Below are 13,967 nucleotides of genomic sequence, written 5' to 3' on the forward strand. Positions count from 1 at the left end.
CCAATGTGTCCATTCATGTTACTTTGAAACATTTCTGTTCTTGTAATTCCTATATGAAATAACTCCCATTACTATAGGTCCTACAATAGTTAAATAAAATGCACCGAGAGATGCCATTGCAGACCATTCCCAGAAGAAGGTCGTTAACATTACAAGTAAAAGTCCACCGTATGTGGCAAAAGTTAAAAACAGGTCAATGGTAGGTGGATTTTCTACCTTTTCTCTTTTTATCTTCTGAATAAGTCGAAGGTACAAGATTAACCCTACCATTGGCACGATAAGATGAATAGCTAAGAAAATGATTACTCCTTTATTCATTATTTTAATTTGCGCCAACGTACTGGTGCAGCCGATGGGCAAGGCGGAGCCGAGCATAAGGGCTGCACGTGGTTGTGTGAAGTAATTTTTAAGTTCGGATGTTGTAGGCTACCTGAATCTTATTCACCCACTCTTTACCCCATACCCTTAATTCATAAGTCCAAACATATTCTGTTTTCCCATTCTCGGTCCAGTTCTCTTCATTGCTGTCCAGCATAAAACCATTTTCTATTTCACTGTCATAGATGTAGAAGGCATTGCCATCAAGCTCTATAACTTCTTCAAATTTGTCTATAGTAAAGGAAGAGTCAAGCAACAAAAAGATAGAATTGTAAAACCTATGGGAAGTTAGATAGCAATTTTCTTTACTCAAGTTCTGCCGTAAACATGAGAATATCTCTCTTAGTTTATCAGCCTGCGAGAATGGAAAGTTGATGATATAGGTTGGAACCTCTGAGTTTCTATAATGGATCCTTTTAGTAACAGAACTCACTTCATCAAGTGACAAAACGGATTTCTTAGGAATGTTTTTCCCAGTAATTTTTGAAAGGGAAGCTAAAAAGTCGACAAGGTAGTCTTTACGCTCTTGTTCCTTTCTCAAGTGTTGGATTCTGTCTTGTCTACTCTGCTTTGTGTTCATAGTTCTTATTGCACACAACTACCTGCTAGCAAGAGGTCCTACTCCTACTATCTGTACTATATCTAGCCTGTATTAATCTTTTTAACCTCTCTCTTTATATAGTTTTCTTTCAATATATATAAATTATAAAACATTGCCCTACCTATTGAATGAATTATAAGAAAATGACCGTACAACTGGTAGAAATCTCACAGACTTATAAGGCCTAAAGAAGTAGCTCCGTAAATATTATTATCCTAACAAAACTAACTACGCTACAAGCTTTCTTCTACTCTTACTACTACCCAATAATCTGCAGCATATTGCACAAAAACATCAACCCATATCTACCCTACACCCACTCTACAGCCACTTTTATCAGGTAAAACAGGCTTTTCAGCAAAATTTTGAGTATATTCAAAATCAGCGATACTAATCACACAAACTCAAACTTATACTATTCTAATAGATGCACATTATTGACCTTTCCATTTTTGTTCTCTATATGCTGGCCATGCTGGGCGTTGGTTTTTACTTTCTCAAAAAGAACCAGGGCGCTGATGATTACTATGTCGGAGGCCGGAATATGAGTAGCGGACATATTGGTTTGTCGGTTGTGGCAACGGATGTGGGCGGAGGCTTCTCTATCGGCTTGGGCGGACTCGGCTTTGTGATGGGTCTTTCGGGTGCCTGGATGCTTTTTACCGGTTTGCTCGGCGCCTGGCTGGCAGCAGTCTTTCTTATACCTAAGGTGAAGCGCAACCCGGCTTTCGACAGGTTTCTCACTTTCCCCCAGATCTTCGGGCATTACTTCAACGCCAGAGTGGCCCTCCTGGCCGGCATTATCTCAGCCATTGGCTATACCGGCTTCACCAGCTCGCAGATTCTGGCCGGGGCAAAACTGGCGAGTGGCACCTTCATCAACCTCGACCTGAACACAGCCCTTCTGATCATGGGCATTATTGCAGTGGTCTATACTGTAATGGGCGGTCTCAAAGCAGTGATCTATACCGACACGGTGCAGTGGGCGATCCTGATGGGCGGACTTGTCTTTATCGGTATACCTGTTTCATTTCTGGCAGTTGGCGGCGGCGTAGACCAGATCAGCTTTGGCCAACTCACGGATTTTGCCTGGGTGTCAGCTCAATCCGGACGTAGCATGGAGGCAATCCGCAGCACACTACCGGCCGAGTTTCTCACGCTCACCAATATCACCTGGCAGCAGATCGTTAACTGGGCTATTACCATCATACCGATCTGGTTTGTGGGCATGACCCTCTACCAGCGCATCTATGCTTGCCGCGACGAGAAAACGGCCAAACGGGCCTGGTACCTGGCCGGTTTGTTTGAGTGGCCGATCATGGCTTTCATGGGCGTAAGCTTAGGTATACTGGCCCGGGTAGCGGCTGAACAAGGTATGTTTGAGGCCCTTGGCGTGGGTGCTGCCGTAGATCCGGAATCGGGACTGCCGATGCTCCTGCGCTCGGTGCTGCCGGTCGGTCTGATGGGCCTGATGCTCTCGGCTTATTTCTCGGCTATCTTGTCTACCGCCGACAGTTGCCTGATGGCTTCTTCCGGCAATATTGTAACCGATGTGATCGGTCACTTTACCAAGTCTGATCCAGATTCCCCTAAGATGCTGCGTCTGTCTCAGCTCATTACACTGCTTGTTGGGGCCTTTGCGCTATGGCTCGCCACTACCATGACCAATGTGCTCGATCTGATGCTCTACTCCTATGCCTTTATGGTATCCGGTCTGTTTGTGCCGATCATCGGAGCCCTCTTTTGGAAGCGCCGCAGCAGTGTGGGTGCATTCTGGGCCATGCTGGTGGGTGGTGCAACGACCATCCTATTACAGGTAACCATGAATGCCGAAGGAATCGTAGAAATGCCGTTGCTCGGCCTTAGCTTCGAGCTGCCCTACGGCCTCGACCCGAATTTATTTGGCCTCACGGCTGCCCTTGTGCTTTACATTACGTTAACTATACTATACCCCAATAAAACTGAAAAAGAGAAATGGCAGAAGACAAATCCGTCCAATACGAGATCCACACCCCAACCAATCACCAGCAACTAAAACGCGACGAAGTGCTTGACTTCCTGTTCCAGCACCTGGACCAGTACGGCGACGCCCGCGAGGACATTGCCAAGTGCATGGACTATGCGCTGTCGGATGCCGAGGGCAAAGGCGGTTCTGTGATCGAGGCCCGGGAAAACGGCAAAGTAGTGGGAGCTCTGATCCTGAACAATACTGGCATGAGCGGGTATATACCGGAGAACATACTCGTATACGTAGCCGTGCATGGCAACCAGCGCGGCAAAGGCGTTGGCAAAAAACTGGTGCAGCTGGCCGCCGAAACTGCCGATGGCAGCATCGCCCTGCACGTAGAGCCCGACAATCCGGCCCGCCACCTGTACGAGAAAATGGGCTTCACAAACAAATATTTAGAATACAGACTTATCCGATAACAGCATGGCAGTCTTAAAACTGTGCCGCAAGAAACTCAGACACAACTATAACCACATCGACCGGGTGCTCCGCGAAAAGGGCATCGACTGGGGCATCGTGACCAAACTGCTCTGCGGCGAGGAAACCTTCCTGAAAGAAGTACTTGACCTTGGCGTAAAAGAGATTCACGACTCCCGCGTAACAAACCTGATCGCCATCAAAAAAATGGCACCCGATGTACAAACCGTTTACATCAAACCTGCCCCAAAACAGAGTATACCTGACATCATCAAATACGCTGATGTGAGTTTTCAGACGGAGCTCGACATCATCCGGCTGTTGTCAGAAGAGGCTGTGCGGCAGGACAGAATCCATAAGATCATCATCATGATCGAGATGGGCGATCTAAGGGAAGGTGTGATGGGCGACGACCTGGTGGATTTCTACGAGCAGATCTTCAACCTCCCAGGTATAACCGTGATCGGTCTTGGGGCTAACTTCAACTGTCTGCACGGCGTGATGCCGACGCAGGATAAATTGATTCAGCTCAGCCTGTACAAACAGATCATCGAAGCGAAATTCAACATCGAAATCCCCTGGGTATCGGGCGGTACGTCGGTGACGATTCCGCTCCTCTTCAACCACCAGATGCCGAAAGGTATTAATCACTTCCGGATTGGAGAGGCCCTGTACTTTGGGCTCAACCTATTTACGGGCGAGACTTTCGCAGGCATGTACGATGATGTGTTTGAATTCTGCGCCGAGATCATCGAACTGAATGAAAAGCCCATGATCCCCATCGGGATGCTGGCCGAAAACCCAAGCGGCGAAAGCTTTGAGATTGACGAAAGCCTTTACGGCAAAACCTCGCATCGCGCCATTCTGGACGTGGGTCTGCTCGATATTAACCCCAAATACCTGTTACCCAAAGACCATGGCCTGACTGTAGTAGGTGCCAGTTCGGATATGCTGGTAGTGGAGCTGGGCGAGAACGAACAAAACTATAAAGTAGGTGATGTGCTCAGCTTCAACCTCCGGTACATGGGGGCGCTCAGCGTGATGAACTCCCGTTACATTGCCAAACAGGTAGTTGAATAGCTGCTTAGCTGAGAAACTTATATCTGTAATCAAACGCCCTCATTCCAGTCTCGCTGGGGTGAGGGCGTTTCCATCTTAAAGTAATTCACAGAACAAGGTATAGCAGCGCGAAAACTTTTCAGGGTTTACTACGTCTCTAAGGTGAATCTGAATATGGCTATACCTTTATACCTTGGCTGCTAAACCGACTTTGATCCATCGCATCGTCTACTCCTTCGAAAGTTCCGAGCAGGTGCTCGTGCGCGGAGGTACGCTCGCCATCGTAGTTGCCCTATTAGCGCTTTCCTGGTTCAACTCGCCCTGGGGAGACTCCTGGCTATACCTGTGGGAGAATCCGTTGACCCTTACCTTCGGAACCATTAGCATTGTCAAGCCAATCGGCTACTGGGTGCAGCAGGTTCTACTGCCGCTCCTATACCTGGTACTAGGCATGGAATTGAAACGGGCACTGCGTGTGGGTGAACTCAAAGATAGACCCGCATTAATTTTCACCCTGGCTGCTGCATTGGGAGGCATGGCTATACCGGCAGCGCTCTATCTATACCTTGCTCCTGCTGCTGCACAGGCCGGCTGGACGGTAGTGGCTACTGCTGATGCGGCTACCATATTGGCCCTGTTGGCTTTGGCCAGCAACGCAATCCCCCTCCCCCTGCGCGTGTTTCTGTCATCAGCGGCCATCATGCAAGGTATAGCGAGTTTGCTACTCAGTGAGATACTCTATGCATCCATTCAAAATTTACTGGCGCTCTCCATTGCCACAGGCGTGTTTGGCCTGTTGGTGGTGCTACGGGCACTCCGGAACCGCACCATGTGGCTATACCTGTTGATGGGTCTGATCATGCTAATCAGCTTTCTGCTGGCAGGTGTGCAGGGAGCCGTGGCAGGTGTATTATTGGCGCTTGTTATTCCAATTCATTCGCGGGTAAGCGAAGAAGATTTTATAATAACCAGCGATACCGTGATGGGACAGCTTCATGCGCTGCGTATGATGAAGCGGCCGGAACCCGACGAAGAGATGGAAGAGGATTTCCAGGCTGCTGCACATACGCTTCGGGTCAATTGCACAAAGGCTTTATCGCCGCTCCGGCGTTTGCAGCAAAGGCTCCTGCCCTTGGCGGCTTACGTGGCTCTGCCTCTTTTTGCGCTTGCTTTTGTACCCTTTGCTTACAACAGCTTTGCATGGCGTGACCTGCTTGACCCGGTGCCCTTTGGTATAGCCATCGCGTTGGTATTCGGGAAACCCATCGGTATGCTCCTCTTCGCCTGGCTGATATCGCTGACAGGTATAGCGCGTGTACCTACTGGTGTGCACTGGGGGCTGCTAACAGGCGGCACCCTACTGACAGGCGTCGGCTTTCTGCTCTCTCTGTTTCAGGCTCTGCTGGTTTTTCCTGCCACAGATCAACTCACCCTTGTAAAAATCAGTCTTTATGTGGCATCTGCATTGGCTGGTTTGGTTGGAATACTGATCGTAGCCCTGAACGCGAAAAACAGAAGACCTGCTACACGGTAAGGTATAGCAGGTCTTCTGATAGAATTATATTTCCGCCAAGAGAGCAGAAATGTATAGTCTTTAGTCGTTCCCCAGAAGGGCATCCAGGAAGCCAAGCTCCTCTTTTTCTTTCTTATAGACAATCATTGGCATGTCGTCGTTGTGACGCAGGATCTTCTCTGTCACGCTACCCAGTACAAACAAAGCAGCGGCAGACTTACCTTTAGCACCGATCACCAGCATGTCGGCTCTGGCACGTTTCGCCTCTACCACGATCAGTTCGCCTACATCATCTTCATTTTCCTGTTTCACAAGTCGCAGGGTGGCACGATCTCTCAGTTCAGGGAAACGGGCCAATACCTGCTCAAACTTGTCACGTGCAAACCCTTTCATGCGTTCGTCAAAGTCTTCGTAGCTGATGCCTAAAGTAATGTAGCCAGTTGGCACTTCGTAAACATGCAGACAGGTGATGCTTACCTCCGGTCTGGTGAGTGCTGAGTGCAGGATACGATCGAGCGCCATTAAAGAGTATTCTGAGAAATCGACACTGACCATGATGTGTTTCATGATCGGGTCTTCGTTTTCAGGCACGAACATCACACTCACACGACCGCTACGCAGAATCTTCTGAGCCAGCACACCGCTGCCGCGCATGTGGAACTTGCGACCTACTACCACCATGTCGATCTGATTTACTTTTGACCAGTGCAGCAGCTCTTTCAGCGGAGATCCCTCCACCACTTGCACTTCCACCTCAGCCCGTGAGTCAGGACCGAAGTAGCTGCGCACTTTCTCTTCCATGGCAACACGCATCTTTTCGTCAGGCGCCATGCCATTTGGCATACCTTCCAAAACCTCAGCCGGTATGTCCAGGCTTTTCTCGGCGTGAATGAAATATACTTTCTCTATTTCAGATATGGAGCACAGATAGGCAGTGTAGCGGATCAGGGTGTCGTCCATTTCCGAGAGGTCGAGCCCTACCATAATACGTTTCAGCGAATTCATGATGATAGTTGGTTTATGGGTTATGGTTTGCTGCGCTTGTCATTTTCTCACTCTCCCCCTCAATTTCAGCCCTGACGTAACATAAAATGCGCAGATTGGTACTATGTGTTAAATCAGCTACGAAATTAAGAAGGATACATTTACAAACTAAGCATTTTTGATGTTTTTAGCTATACTCGCAGGTTTCCTGTTCGCATTTGCCGCGCCTTTACTTTATCGCTGGCTGGGCAAATGGGTATACGTGCCCATGGCGCTTTTGCCACTCTCTATTTTCATTTACTTGCTCACACTGGCTCCTGCCGTGCTGGGCGGTGATAATCTAGGAGAAGTGCAGCAGTGGGCTCCCTCACTCAACATCAACCTGCATTTTTTCCTGGACGGGCTCAGTCTGCTCTTTGCTTTGCTCATTACCGGCTTCGGTACGCTTATCATGATATACGCGGGCGGATACCTGAAGGGTCATCCCTTGCTGGGCCGCTTCTACTTATACCTGACGCTCTTCATGACAGCCATGCTGGGCCTGGTGCTGGCGGGCAATATTATCTCCCTGTTCGTGTTCTGGGAACTGACCAGCATCAGCTCATACCTGCTCATCGGTTTTGGGCATGATAAGGAAACTTCCCGCAGCTCAGCCCTGCAGGCTCTACTCGTTACCGGTCTCGGAGGGCTGGCCCTCATGGCAGGACTCATATTAGTGGGCATGGCAGGGGAAACTTATACCTTGAGTGAGCTGCTGGAACGAGGCGATTTGGTGACCAATCACGCGCTATACCTGCCGGCACTTGTGCTGGTACTGTTGGGGGCCTTTACCAAGTCGGCACAGTTTCCCTTTCACTTCTGGCTGCCTAATGCCATGGCGGCGCCAACTCCGGTTAGTGCATACCTGCACTCTGCTACCATGGTAAAGGCTGGCGTATACCTGCTTGCACGGTTAACACCCGTGATGGGGGGCACCGACGAATGGCAGTATACCCTGATGTTGGTCGGGGGCATCACCACCGTGCTGGGTGCATTGCTGGCCACACAACACGTCGATCTCAAAGCCATACTCGCTTATACCACCATCAGTGCACTGGGCTTGCTGGTCACCATGACAGGTATAGGCACCGGACCCGCGCTCGAGGCCATGGTTGTGTTTCTGCTTGCGCATGCCCTCTACAAAGGCACCTTTTTCCTGGTGGCCGGCAACGTGGACCACGCTACCGGTACCCGAAACCTGACACAGCTAACGGGCTTATCAGGCTCAATGCGTTACACGGCTATCGCGGCACTGCTGGCCGGTATGTCGATGGCTGGTTTGCTGCCCTTTTTTGGTTTTATAGGCAAAGAACTGGTCTATGAAGCCACCCTCGAAGAGAGTCCTTTTCGCTGGATGCTCTTTGCCTTGAGTTTCTTTTCAGGGATGGTGTTTGTGGCTGTCGCGATCGCCATAGGCTATGGTGTCTTCTGGCGGCGAGCTGCGCAGGCTACTCCCCTGCAACACCCGGACAAGGCCATGTTATACCTGCCCCCCATTATTCTTGCCAGCACAGGGCTAGTGTTTGGCTTGTTGCCCGGCTTCTTTGTGACACCGCTGCTGCGTCGGGCAGCCGAGGCCATGCTGGGCGTTGAGCAGGTGTTCGAACTGGCGCTGTGGCACGGCTTCAACCTGGTGTTGGGTTTAAGTTTGCTTACCGTTGCATTGGGCTACGTGGTCTACCGCTTCTCCAACAGACTGCTGAGTTATGCCAGCCGCTTCAACGGACTTTACCGCTACGGACCAGCCAACCTGTACCAGCTGTCGCTAAAGGGCTTTCTGGCTGGGGTTACCAGGCTGACAGCGGCCATCCAAAACGGCTATCTGCGAAGCTACATAGCCGCTATCATTACAGCACATATTACCCTGATTGTGCTTTCCCTCTGGAAAGACGGTCCGAGGCTGGAGATTTCGCATCGTTTTCAGGAACTGTCGGAGTTGCGCATGTACGAAGTGGTTTTATTGCTGATGATTATACCGGCGCTGATCTTCCTTTTCAAGTCACGCTCCCGCTTAACTTCAATCGCCATCATGGGTATCATCGGTTACTCCATGGCACTGTTCTATATCCTTTTCGGCGCTCCCGATGTGGCGGCCACGCAGCTCCTCATCGAAACGCTCACGGTTGTGATTTTCGTGCTGATACTTCACAAATTGCCTGCTTTCCGCTACCTGTCACATGCCTCGGAGCGCTACAAGTATGTATTGCTCTCACTGGCCTTCGGTGCCATGATGACCTATGTGATCCTGATCGTGAAGCAGTACCCACTAGACTCACAGCTGAAGGCTTATTATGGTGAAAACAGTTACCTGCTCGGGCAAGGGCGCAACATTGTCAATGTGATCCTGGTGGATTTCCGGGCGCTTGATACGCTGGGTGAAATTGTGGTGCTGGCTGTCGCGGCCATTGGCATTTTGGCCATGCTCAAGCTTCGCATGCAGAAAGGAGACAAACCATGAAAACCGTCATACTTGCGGTTGCTATCCGCATCCTTATTCCAATCTTTATCATCTTCTCGGTTTATACCTTGTTTCGTGGCCATAACCACCCCGGTGGAGGTTTTATTGGAGGACTGATCGGGGCTATCGCCTTTGTGTTTCATACCATGACGCACGGTCCGCAGCAAACCGTGGACACTTTCCTGAAAATAAACCTGTACGGCTATCCGCGGCAGCCCAACCAGAGCCGCTCCCTCTACCTGATGCGCATGATGCGGGTCAATGTCTGGCGCCGCAGAAAAATGGCCTATCACCCGGATATCAAAGAGCGCATGATCCGCATCGAACCTATTTACATCATCGCTACCGGACTACTTATCGCAGCCACCAGTGGTGTCGTAGGGCTGGCTTTCGGGCAGCCTTTTATGCATGCTTACTGGGCTGATTTTTACATCCCCATCGTCGGAAAACCGGGAACTCCCATCCTATTTGATATTGGGGTATACCTGCTGGTGATCGGGGTGGTGCTCAAAATAACTTTTGTGATGTCAGAAGAATAAAACCATGGAACTCATACTCCCGTTTTTGATCGGAATACTTTTTTCAGCGAGTCTCTACCTGATTCTGCACCGGCATTTTTTTAAGCTCATACTAGGGCTCATTCTGTTTGGGCTGGCCACTAATCTGTTCCTGTTTGTGATTGGTCGTCTGACACGAGGCGGCTCGGCCATTATCGGGCAGAATGAGCGGTTAGCCACAGAACCATTTGCCGATCCTGTACCGCAGGCACTTCTGCTCACAGCTATTGTGATCGGTTTCGGCATACAGGCCTTTGCCATCGTGCTGATCAAGCGGGTATACCAGTCATTCGGCACAACCGACCTCGACGACATGAACACCACCGACCAAATAGAAGAAAATCACTAAGACACCCTATGAACCACCTGCTCTTAATGTTGCCATTGCTAATTCCGCTGTATGGGGCTATTCTGAGCCTCTTTTTCTGGCGGTATGTGCGTGCGCAGCAAATTGTCGGCATTCTGGCACAAGCCTGTCTGCTGATCGCTTCTTTCATGCTGCTTTTTGATATAAATGACAACGGTATCCGAACTACCCAGATCGGTAGCTGGCCTGCTCCCTTTGGCATTACGCTGGTAGCCGACCTTTTCAGTTCCATGATGGTGATCACCAGCGCTATTACAGGTATGGCCATCTATCTTTTCTCTATCAAGGGACTTGACAAAGCACGGCAGACGTTTGGCTACTATCCGGTTTTGCTTATCCTACAGATGGGGGTTTCCGGGGCTTGCCTCACGGGTGACCTGTTCAACCTCTTTGTGTGGTTTGAGGTGTTGCTCATTTGCTGCTTTGTGCTGATTGCATTGGGCGGTACCAAGCCGCAGTTGGAGGGAGCGATCAAATATGTGACCATCAACTTTCTGGCTTCAGGCTTTCTGCTGACAGGTATAGGTGTGGTATACGGTATACTGGGTTCACTCAATCTGGCCGAACTGGCTGTGCTCGTTCGTACCCCTGTTTCGCACCCTGCCCTGATCACCATGGCCGGTATGTTCTTCCTGATTGCTTTTGGCATCAAGGCCGCTATTTTTCCGATGTTCTTCTGGCTGCCTGCTTCTTACCATACGCCACCCATTGCCATCTCAGCGTTTATTGCCGGTATGCTCACCAAAGTGGGGATGTATGCACTGATCCGCTTATTTACGCTGGTTTTTGTAACTGACCAGGAGCTGACTATCCCGCTGTTTACTGTGCTAGCCGGTTTCACGATGGTAATCGGGGTATTTGGGGCGGCTTCGCAAAATGATTTTCGTAAGATCCTGTCATTCCACATCGTCAGCCAGATCGGGTATATGCTGATGGGCCTGGCCCTCTTTACGCCTTTGGCATTGGCTGGTAGTATCTACTTTATCATCCACAACATCCTGGTCAAGACCAACCTGTTTTTGATCAGCGGAGTGGTAGCGCACGACCGGGGTACGTTTTCTCTCAAAAAGTTAGGCGGCGTATACCTGCAGCACCCTTTCCTTTCCGTTTTGTTTTTTATCTCAGCTTTCTCACTGGCCGGTATACCACCCTTCTCAGGGTTCTGGGGCAAGTTTATGCTGGCCAAGGCCGGTTTTGAGATCGACAGCTTTGCCATTGTCCTTACCTCTCTGGCCGTCAGTCTGATCACTATTTTTTCGATGACCAAAATCTGGAACGAAGTATTCTGGAAAAACAAGCCTGAATCGGATCCCCTGCTGGATGTGATGACGGAGCGCGATAAGAAAGACAACCGTCTGCTTCACCTGCCAGTGATATTCCTGGCTTTGTTCATCCTCTTTATTGGGGTATATGCCGAACCGGTGGTGTCCATGGCTCAGCTTGCCGCTGAGCAGCTCCTGAACAGCGAATTATACATCAACGCCGTATTGAAAAGATAGCATGAAAACATTTATCGTCCATTTCCTGATCGCTTTCTTCGGCAGTTACATCTACTTTGAGTATGGCGACCCTGTTGTGCCTTACAATGCGATATGGGCCGTTGTGGTATCTGTCATCATCATGTTCATCCTGTGGCTGACTTCACCCTCCTATCATCGATCTTATTTTCATAAACTGCCGAAAGCCATTGTCTTCATAGCCTATTTCCTGAAGGAACTGGTGGTGGCTAACCTGAAAGTGGCCTATGATATCCTGACGCCCAATTACCGGATGAAACCAACTGTCATCGCCTTGCCTTTAGCTGCCACGACTGATATGGAAATCACCTTACTGGCGGGCATTATCACGCTTACACCAGGTTCCCTTTCGATCGATGTGAGCGCTGACAGAAAGGTGCTGTACGTGCACACGCTTTACGTCAAGCATAATGATCTGGAAATCGCGAAGCACACAATAAAACATGGTTTTGAACGCCGCCTTTTACAGCTGACAAGATGAGTATATTCTCCTTTACACTAATTTTTGCCATGGCTGCCCTGAGTCTCTGTCTGGTTATGACAGGTATTCGTTTTGCGATAGGCCCCACGTTGCCTGACCGCATCACAGCCTTTGATCTGTTTGTGGCCAATGTCATTGGTATTGTAGCCATTTACACAGAGCTCACCGGCAACGAAGACTTTATTGATGTGGCCATCATTCTGTCCCTTTTCGGCTTTCTGGGCTCTATCTCTTTTGCTTATTACCTCATGAAATCAACAAGGTAGCTTATGCTTGAAGACATTAATTTTATGCTCGTCCGGGAAATCATCAGCTCGGTGTTTATCATCATCGGTGTAATGTTCATGCTGATCTCCACTATCGGTCTGCTCCGCTTTCCGGATTTTTACATCCGCATGTCGGCCATTACCAAAGGCGCTACACTAGGGCTAGGGCTCATTTTGTCAGGTATGGGCATTTATTTCAACGAACCCGATATGTTTTTGAAAGTAGTGCTCATCATTGGCTTCACATTCATCACCTCGCCGGTCGCGGCACACGTAATCGGGCGCACGGCGGTGCGCAACAAGATCCCATTCTGGGATCGCACCAATCTCGATGAATTTAAGGAGTACCTGCACAAAGAGCACAATGTGCATCGTGACCACGAGCGTGACAATAAACAGGTATAGACGGGCTTAGTGGGTCGGATGGTGTAAAAAGGGTCTGACAGACTCCGCATAAGTGTCGAAGGCTTCGACAGTGGTGATAACGTGGTCAGGATAGGTGAGCGCTGTGAGCTTTCCTCCAAAAACGCAGCCTGTATCGATGTTGATGGTATTGTTTTTCCAGCGAGGCTCCCGAACAGGCGTGTGACCGTAAACGACAACTGCTACGCCGGAATAATCGGCGGCCCAATCCAGTCTTACCGGCAAACCCTTCTCGTCCAGCTCGCCAGTGGTGGGGCCATAAAGACAAAGGTCACGCACAGACTTGCTGTGGCGGCCATGCAAACGCTCCTCAAGACCGGCATGCGCTACCACTAGCCGGCCATTATCCAGAATGATGTGGTGTGGCAAATTTCCCAAGAAGGCACGCACTCTGTCAATAAACGCCTTGTTGTAATTCTCGAGTTGGGCCACCGTTAGCTCCAGACCGTGGCGCACCTTTACGTTGCGGCCCATTAGCTTGCGATACAGCTTGTCATCATGATTGCCACTTACACACAAGGCAACATCCTGCTCCATCATATCCATGACCAGACGCAGCACCTCCGGCGAATTTGGTCCGCGGTCCACCAGATCGCCTACAAACACGGCCATGCATCCCTCTGGGTGAGTAACGTGATAGCTGCCCGCCGCTTTGTCATCCTCTATTTCGTAACCCAACTTATGAAGCAGTGCCAGCAATTCATCAAAACAGCCGTGCACATCCCCAATGACATGGAAATGGCCGTGCAGGTCTTTCAGTATCAGGTTTCCGCTTCTGTCTGGGTCGTGCTGCATACAAGATTTGTATTGTTTCTGGTAAGGTATAACCACTATATTAACTAAAAAACAGGGCTACAGGTTAGATTTCCTATGTTATTTTTTTTCTAAGCGCTCAGAGT

15 protein-coding genes are annotated in these 13,967 nt (G+C 49.7%); 11 read left to right on the forward strand and 4 right to left on the reverse strand.

The genetic code is table 11. From position 1 onward, the window contains the following. Positions 1–18: 18 nt before the first annotated feature. Complete coding sequence (locus AC5FX6_RS04595) at positions 19–318, reverse strand: hypothetical protein (RefSeq protein ID WP_493595845.1); 300 nt, start codon at positions 316–318, stop codon at positions 19–21. Positions 319–406: 88 nt separating this feature from the next. Beyond that, positions 407–637, reverse strand: a complete 231-nt coding sequence (locus AC5FX6_RS04600) for a hypothetical protein (protein WP_493595846.1) — start codon at positions 635–637, stop codon at positions 407–409. 769 nt (positions 638–1,406) lie between these two features. On the opposite strand from AC5FX6_RS04600, the gene AC5FX6_RS04605 reads away from it, so the two are divergent. The 4 genes from AC5FX6_RS04605 (at position 1,407) to AC5FX6_RS04620 (ending at position 5,997) form a co-directional block, all read left to right on the forward strand. Further along, complete coding sequence (locus tag AC5FX6_RS04605) at positions 1,407–3,014, forward strand: sodium:solute symporter family protein (protein WP_493595847.1); 1,608 nt, start codon at positions 1,407–1,409, stop codon at positions 3,012–3,014. Then, complete coding sequence (locus tag AC5FX6_RS04610; RefSeq protein WP_493595848.1) at positions 2,954–3,406, forward strand: GNAT family N-acetyltransferase; 453 nt, start codon at positions 2,954–2,956, stop codon at positions 3,404–3,406. Before AC5FX6_RS04605 ends, AC5FX6_RS04610 begins: the two co-directional genes overlap by 61 nt. 4 nt (positions 3,407–3,410) lie before the next feature. After that, complete coding sequence (locus AC5FX6_RS04615; RefSeq protein WP_493595849.1) at positions 3,411–4,484, forward strand: alanine racemase; 1,074 nt, start codon at positions 3,411–3,413, stop codon at positions 4,482–4,484. Positions 4,485–4,656: 172 nt separating this feature from the next. Further along, a complete protein-coding gene (locus tag AC5FX6_RS04620) occupies positions 4,657–5,997 on the forward strand; it encodes a Na+/H+ antiporter NhaA (RefSeq protein WP_493595850.1) in 1,341 nt (446 codons plus the stop codon). Between the two features lie 60 nt (positions 5,998–6,057). Here the strand turns inward: AC5FX6_RS04620 and AC5FX6_RS04625 are convergent, their stop codons facing one another. Then, positions 6,058–6,981 carry a universal stress protein gene (locus AC5FX6_RS04625; protein WP_493595851.1) on the reverse strand — a complete coding sequence of 308 codons (924 nt, stop codon included), beginning with the start codon at positions 6,979–6,981 and terminating at the stop codon, positions 6,058–6,060. A 160-nt stretch (positions 6,982–7,141) separates the two neighbouring features. Between AC5FX6_RS04625 and AC5FX6_RS04630 the strand changes: the two genes are divergently transcribed. Genes AC5FX6_RS04630 through mnhG form a run of 7 tightly spaced genes read left to right on the forward strand, consistent with a single transcriptional unit; the run spans position 7,142 to position 13,050 of the window. Beyond that, entirely contained in the window at positions 7,142–9,457 is a 2,316-nt protein-coding gene (locus AC5FX6_RS04630) for a putative monovalent cation/H+ antiporter subunit A (RefSeq protein ID WP_493595852.1), read from the forward strand. Beyond that, positions 9,454–9,996 carry an MnhB domain-containing protein gene (locus tag AC5FX6_RS04635; protein ID WP_493595853.1) on the forward strand — a complete coding sequence of 181 codons (543 nt, stop codon included), beginning with the start codon at positions 9,454–9,456 and terminating at the stop codon, positions 9,994–9,996. The genes AC5FX6_RS04630 and AC5FX6_RS04635 overlap by 4 nt, the downstream gene beginning before the upstream one ends. A 4-nt stretch (positions 9,997–10,000) precedes the next feature. Further along, the gene (locus AC5FX6_RS04640; protein ID WP_493595854.1) at positions 10,001–10,363 is read left to right on the forward strand and encodes a Na+/H+ antiporter subunit C; all 363 of its coding nucleotides are present in this window, start codon (positions 10,001–10,003) and stop codon (positions 10,361–10,363) included. 8 nt (positions 10,364–10,371) lie between these two features. Beyond that, positions 10,372–11,880 carry a proton-conducting transporter transmembrane domain-containing protein gene (locus tag AC5FX6_RS04645; protein WP_493595855.1) on the forward strand — a complete coding sequence of 503 codons (1,509 nt, stop codon included), beginning with the start codon at positions 10,372–10,374 and terminating at the stop codon, positions 11,878–11,880. 1 nt (position 11,881) lies between these two features. Further along, positions 11,882–12,379, forward strand: coding sequence for a Na+/H+ antiporter subunit E (locus AC5FX6_RS04650; protein WP_493595856.1), 498 nt, complete (start codon positions 11,882–11,884; stop codon positions 12,377–12,379). After that, positions 12,376–12,645 (forward strand): MrpF/PhaF family protein, encoded by a 270-nt coding sequence (locus tag AC5FX6_RS04655; protein ID WP_493595857.1) that lies wholly within the window; start codon positions 12,376–12,378, stop codon positions 12,643–12,645. Before AC5FX6_RS04650 ends, AC5FX6_RS04655 begins: the two co-directional genes overlap by 4 nt. Positions 12,646–12,648: 3 nt before the next feature. Then, a complete protein-coding gene (gene mnhG, locus AC5FX6_RS04660) occupies positions 12,649–13,050 on the forward strand; it encodes a monovalent cation/H(+) antiporter subunit G (RefSeq protein ID WP_493595858.1) in 402 nt (133 codons plus the stop codon). Positions 13,051–13,056: 6 nt separating this feature from the next. On the opposite strand, the gene prpE is transcribed toward mnhG, so the two are convergent. After that, positions 13,057–13,863 carry a bis(5'-nucleosyl)-tetraphosphatase PrpE gene (gene prpE, locus AC5FX6_RS04665; RefSeq protein WP_493595859.1) on the reverse strand — a complete coding sequence of 269 codons (807 nt, stop codon included), beginning with the start codon at positions 13,861–13,863 and terminating at the stop codon, positions 13,057–13,059. Between the last annotated feature and the right edge of the window lie 104 nt (positions 13,864–13,967).

The sequence above is a fragment of the Pontibacter sp. LHS2 genome (assembly GCF_058932845.1).

Bases quoted from the DNA above. Each gene is read 5' to 3' on its own strand.
- AC5FX6_RS04630 (WP_493595852.1), top strand. From the start codon at position 7,142: ATGTTTTTAGCTATACTCGCAGGTTTCCTGTTCGCATTTGCCGCGCCT.
- AC5FX6_RS04650 (WP_493595856.1), top strand. From the start codon at position 11,882: ATGAAAACATTTATCGTCCATTTCCTGATCGCTTTCTTCGGCAGTTAC.
- AC5FX6_RS04610 (WP_493595848.1), top strand. From the start codon at position 2,954: ATGGCAGAAGACAAATCCGTCCAATACGAGATCCACACCCCAACCAAT.
- mnhG (WP_493595858.1), top strand. From the start codon at position 12,649: ATGCTTGAAGACATTAATTTTATGCTCGTCCGGGAAATCATCAGCTCG.
- AC5FX6_RS04655 (WP_493595857.1), top strand. From the start codon at position 12,376: ATGAGTATATTCTCCTTTACACTAATTTTTGCCATGGCTGCCCTGAGT.
- AC5FX6_RS04595 (WP_493595845.1), bottom strand. From the start codon at position 318: ATGAATAAAGGAGTAATCATTTTCTTAGCTATTCATCTTATCGTGCCA.
- AC5FX6_RS04635 (WP_493595853.1), top strand. From the start codon at position 9,454: ATGAAAACCGTCATACTTGCGGTTGCTATCCGCATCCTTATTCCAATC.
- AC5FX6_RS04615 (WP_493595849.1), top strand. From the start codon at position 3,411: ATGGCAGTCTTAAAACTGTGCCGCAAGAAACTCAGACACAACTATAAC.
- AC5FX6_RS04605 (WP_493595847.1), top strand. From the start codon at position 1,407: ATGCACATTATTGACCTTTCCATTTTTGTTCTCTATATGCTGGCCATG.
- AC5FX6_RS04625 (WP_493595851.1), bottom strand. From the start codon at position 6,981: ATGAATTCGCTGAAACGTATTATGGTAGGGCTCGACCTCTCGGAAATG.
- AC5FX6_RS04645 (WP_493595855.1), top strand. From the start codon at position 10,372: ATGAACCACCTGCTCTTAATGTTGCCATTGCTAATTCCGCTGTATGGG.
- prpE (WP_493595859.1), bottom strand. From the start codon at position 13,863: ATGCAGCACGACCCAGACAGAAGCGGAAACCTGATACTGAAAGACCTG.
- AC5FX6_RS04640 (WP_493595854.1), top strand. From the start codon at position 10,001: ATGGAACTCATACTCCCGTTTTTGATCGGAATACTTTTTTCAGCGAGT.